This is a genomic window from Rhodobium orientis, assembly GCF_003258835.1.
GTDB lineage: Bacteria > Pseudomonadota > Alphaproteobacteria > Rhizobiales > Rhodobiaceae > Rhodobium > Rhodobium orientis.
In genome coordinates this window covers 1-235 of sequence record NZ_NPEV01000237.1, presented here as the reverse complement: position 1 = coordinate 235, position 235 = coordinate 1, and the positions used below count along the sequence as shown (strand labels likewise).

The following is a 235-nucleotide window of genomic DNA, read 5'->3' as shown; positions in this document are numbered from 1 at the left end:
AAGCGGTTTCGTTTTGATGCGAACACAATCAGCAAAATGCTGCAGCTCCAAACAGTACGCTTCATGGAACCTCGCCTGGAAATCGGGAATGATATTATAGCTGCTCCCCTTTCCGGTCCGCACTGTAACCGCCGGGTTCCGCAGCATCCCGATGAAGATGCTGCCGTCCGTTCCGATGATTTCGGCGCGGATATCGTGGCCGTAAGACGAATTGCGGCTTGCTTCCGCATCACCC

At 54.5% G+C, this 235-nt stretch carries 1 protein-coding gene; it reads right to left on the bottom strand.

Annotation, left to right across the window (positions count from 1 at the left end; all coding sequences use genetic code 11):
* Positions 1-235 (bottom strand): Gfo/Idh/MocA family oxidoreductase (locus tag CH339_RS26010; protein WP_245408206.1); only part of this gene is annotated, 235 nt, incomplete at both ends.